General features: G+C 69.6%; 3 protein-coding genes. All 3 read right to left on the bottom strand.

Translation table 11 applies throughout. From position 1 onward, the window contains the following. On the bottom strand, positions 1 to 602 hold a 602-nt coding region (locus tag AC5JJ6_RS02165), incomplete at its 3' end, for a response regulator transcription factor (protein ID WP_496040466.1). A gap of 40 nt (positions 603 to 642) precedes the next feature. After that, on the bottom strand, positions 643 to 3,369 hold the full coding sequence (locus tag AC5JJ6_RS02160) for a DUF4118 domain-containing protein (protein WP_496040465.1): 2,727 nt from the start codon (positions 3,367 to 3,369) through the stop codon (positions 643 to 645). A 13-nt stretch (positions 3,370 to 3,382) separates the two neighbouring features. Then, entirely contained in the window at positions 3,383 to 3,982 is a 600-nt protein-coding gene (gene kdpC, locus AC5JJ6_RS02155) for a potassium-transporting ATPase subunit KdpC (RefSeq protein WP_496040464.1), read from the bottom strand. Positions 3,983 to 4,076 lie beyond the last annotated feature (94 nt).

Below are 4,076 nucleotides of genomic sequence, written 5' to 3'. Positions count from 1 at the left end.
TGGCGAAGCTGGTTGACGTAGACCCGCAGATAGGCGGTGTCGTGGGTGTGGGCCGGTCCCCAGACTTCGCGCAGGATCTGGGCATGGGTCAGGATCTTGTCGCGGTTGTGGGCGAACAGGCTCAGCAGCGCGTGCTCCTTGGGGGAAAGACGCTGCTCGACGCCGTCGCGGACGGCCAGCCGGCGCGTCAGGTCGATGGTGAGGCCACCGATCCGCAGCCTGTCCGGGTCCGATGCGGCCGCCGAGCGCTGGCGCGACGCCGCGCGGACCCTGGCCATCAGCTCGCCGATGCCGAACGGCTTCACCACGTAATCGTCGGCGCCCCGGTCCAGCGCCTCCACCTTGTCGGTCTCGTCGGCCCGGACGGACAGGACGATGATCGGCACCTGCGAGTGCTCGCGGATCAGGGTAATGACTTCCTGGCCGTCGATGTCGGGCAGCCCTAGGTCGAGGATCACGAGGTCGGGGCTTTCGGCCTTCGCGGCGTCGGCGCCCTGGACGCCGGTCTCCGCTTCGACCACCTTGTAGCCGGTCGCGGTCAGGCTGATCCGCAGGAACTTGCGGATCTGCGGCTCGTCGTCGATGACCAGGATCTTCAGCATGAGGCCGATCTTTGGCCGGAGGCCGTTCGGTTGGCAAGGATCATTCGACCGTCTCGGCCGGCGGGGCCTCCGGCTGATCGGCGTCGGCCACGGGCAGCCGGATCACGATGCAGGTGCCGGCGCCGTTCAGGCCGGGCTGGGCGGCGATGCGGCCGCCATGGGCTTCCACGATGCCCCGGCAGATCGCCAGCCCCAGCCCGGTGCCGGCGGCGCGGCTGTCGCCTTCCTCGACCCGGTAGAACATGTCGAACACCCGCTCGCGGTCCTCCGCCGGAATGCCCGGCCCCTGGTCGCAGACCTCGACCACGGCGTGGCCGTGGCGGTACGCCGTCCAGACCGTGACCGGCGTGCCGGGGGACGAGTATTTGCAGGCGTTGTCGATCAGGTTGAAGATCACCTGTTCCATCAGCATGGCGTCGAGCCGGAGCAGCGGCAGGGCGGGGTCGATCTCCACCCTTGTCTGCCGGCGGCGCAGCAGCTTGGCCGCCCGCTCGACCGCCGAGCCGATGACATCGCGAAGATCGACCCAGTCCGTGCGCGGCTTGAGCTTGCCCGAGCCCAGCCGGGTCATGTCCAGCAGGTTCTGGACGAAACGGTTGAGGCGTTCCGCCTCGTCCTGGATCGTCTGGGTCAGGTCCATGCGGTCGGCGGCGTTCAGCGATCCCTCGTACGAGATCAGGCTGGATGCGGCACCCAGGATGGAGGCGAGCGGCGTCCGCAAGTCGTGCGACAGGCTGGACAGCAAAGCGGAGCGCAGCCGTTCCGTTTCCGTCGCCAGCCTGGCGTTCTCGATGTCGGAGACGAGGTTGGTGCGCTCTATCGCCACGGCGGCCTGATCCGCCAGCGTGCCGAGCAGCCGGCTGTCTTCCGGCGAAAGCGGGCGGTCCCGCCCCTCGATCTGGACGCCCAGCACGCCGACCGGCCCCCGGCCCGTCTGCAAGGGCAGGAACAGCCAGGGGGAGGTCGGCAGCGTCGTGGAGCCGCGTCCGGCGGGTTCGGCGTGAGACCACGCCCATTCCGCCGCCGCCCGCGCCTTGTCGTCCAGCCGGTCCTCCGGCGGATAGCCCGCCCGGATCACGAGCTGGCCGCCGCCCGGCCCCGGCCCCGGCGCGTCCGGCAGCAGCACCAGCGACCGGCCGTGGATGGTCGCGGCCACGTGGTGGACGACCGCCCACAGCACGTCGTCCTGATTGGCCGCCGCAGCGATCTTGCGGCTGAAGCCGTACAGGTTGGCGGTGCGCCGGGCGCTCAGCCGCGTCGCCTCGACCTGGGAGCCGACGCGGGCGGCAAGGTTGCTGACGATGAAGGCCGTCAGCAGGAAGAACACCACCGTCATGATGTCCTGGACGTCGGAGATGTCGAGCGTGAACAGCGGATCGGTGAAGAAGAAGTTGTAGGTCAGGGCACAGGCGATCGAAGCCGCTATCGACGGCCCCAGCCCATGGCGGATCGCCACCAGCAACACCGCCATCAGGTACACCAGCGAGATGTTCGGCAGCGCCATGAAGAGGCTCAGCCCGTAGCTCAGCGCCGTCGCCGCTCCCGTGGCCGCCGCCGCCGCCGCGTACCCGGCCCATTTGAAGGCGCGGGGGCGGGTGGCTGAGGGGAGCGGCGCCGGTTCGGCATCGTCCTCGCCCGACACGACCGTCACGTCGAAGCTGTCGGCGCGGGCCAGCAGTTCGGTGGTGACGGAAGCGTGCAGGGACGGAAGCCAGCGGCCGGGACGGGGACGGCCGGCGATGATCTGGCTGATGTTCCGCTCGCGGGCGAAGGCCAGCAGCTCGGCCGCGACCTTGTCGCCGGGGATGACGTGGGTCTCGGCGCCGAGCTGTTCTGCCAGCCGCAGGGCCTCCGAGATCCGCGTCCTGGTTTCCTCCGGCAGCGTGGCATGCCGGTGCGTCTCGACGTGGACGGCTATCCACGGGACATGACGGCGTTCCGCCGCCCGTCTGGCGGTGCGGACCAGCCGGAACACCGCCTTGCCGTCGCCGATGCAGACAAGGATGCGCTCCCGCGTCGGCCACGGCCCCTGGATCGCATGGGCACGCATATATGTGACCATCTGCGCGTCCACCCGCTCGGCGGCGGCACGCAGCGCCATCTCCCGCAGGGCGGTCAGGGTGCCGGGCGAGAAGAAGCGCTCCATCGCCAGCATGGCCTGATCGGGGACGTAGACCTTGCCCTCCCGCAGGCGCTTGATCAGCGTCCGGGGCGGCAGGTCGATCAGCTCGATCTCGTCGGCGTCCTGAAGCACGCTGTCGGGCACGGTTTCCCGCACCCTGACGCCGGTGATGCGCTCGACGACGTCGTTCAGGCTTTCCAGGTGCTGGATGTTCAGCGTGGACAGGACGTCGATGCCGGCTTCGAGGATTTCCTCCACGTCCTGGAAGCGCTTTACGTGCCGGCTGCCCGGAATGTTGGTGTGGGCCAGTTCGTCGACCAGAACCAGCCCCGGACGCCGCCGCAGGATGGCGTCGACATCCATCTCGGCGAACTGCCGTCCGCGATGATCGATCTGCCGGCGGGGCAGGACCTCCAGCCCCTCGAGCAGGGCTTCGGTGTCGCGCCGTCCATGCGTTTCGACGATGCCCACCACGACGTCCACCTTCTCCCGCCGCTGGTCGTGGGCGGCTTCCAGCATGGCGAAGGTCTTGCCGACGCCGGGGGCGGCTCCGAGAAAGATCTTCAGCCGCCCGCGCCGCTCCCGGTTGGCCTCGGCCAGGAGCGCTTCGGGGGAGGGGCGGTCGTCGCGGTCGGTGTCGGGCATCAGTCCATCCGGGTCATCGGTTCGTTCCAGGAGCGCGCTGCCCAGAAGCGTGCTGGTCCAGTTCCAGGTTGAGCAGCAGGACATTAACGCGCGGCTCGCCCAGCAGGCCCAGCGTGCGGCCCTCGGTATGGCGGGCGACCAGGGCGCGCAGGTCGCTCTCGGGGATTCCCCGCGCGGAGGATATCCGGGGAACCTGCCACAGCGCCGCCGCCGGCGACAGATGCGGGTCCAGGCCGCTGCCCGACGCCGTGACCAGTTCGACCGGCACCGGAGCGGCGGGATCGGCGCCGGGGTTGGCGGCGCGCAGGGCTTCGACCCGCTTGGCGACCGTTTCGATCAGCACGCCGCTGGTCGGGCCGAGGTTGGAGGCGCCCGAAGCCGCCGCATTGTAGTCCACCGCCGAGGGGCGCGGCTGGAACCAGCCGGGTCCGTTGAACTGCTGGGCGATCAGTTCCGAGCCGATCACCTTGCCGTCGCGCACGATCAGGCTGCCGTTTGCTTGCGCCGGGAACAGCGCCTGCGCCGCCCCGGTCACCGCCAGCGGATAAAGGATGCCGGTGATCGCGGCCAGGACCAGGAGCATCATCAGCGCCGGTTTCAGTTCCTTGAGCATTTACTTCTCGCTTTTCAGGCCAGACCGAAGGCGTTGACCGCCAGATCGATGATCTTGATGCCGATGAAGGGGACGATCAGGCCGCCCAGGCCGT

Source organism: Skermanella sp. (assembly GCF_059503625.1).
This window is presented reverse-complemented; position numbering and strand designations above follow the sequence as displayed.

Bases quoted from the DNA above. Each gene is read 5' to 3' on its own strand.
- AC5JJ6_RS02160 (WP_496040465.1), bottom strand. From the start codon at position 3,369: ATGCCCGACACCGACCGCGACGACCGCCCCTCCCCCGAAGCGCTCCTG.
- kdpC (WP_496040464.1), bottom strand. From the start codon at position 3,982: ATGCTCAAGGAACTGAAACCGGCGCTGATGATGCTCCTGGTCCTGGCC.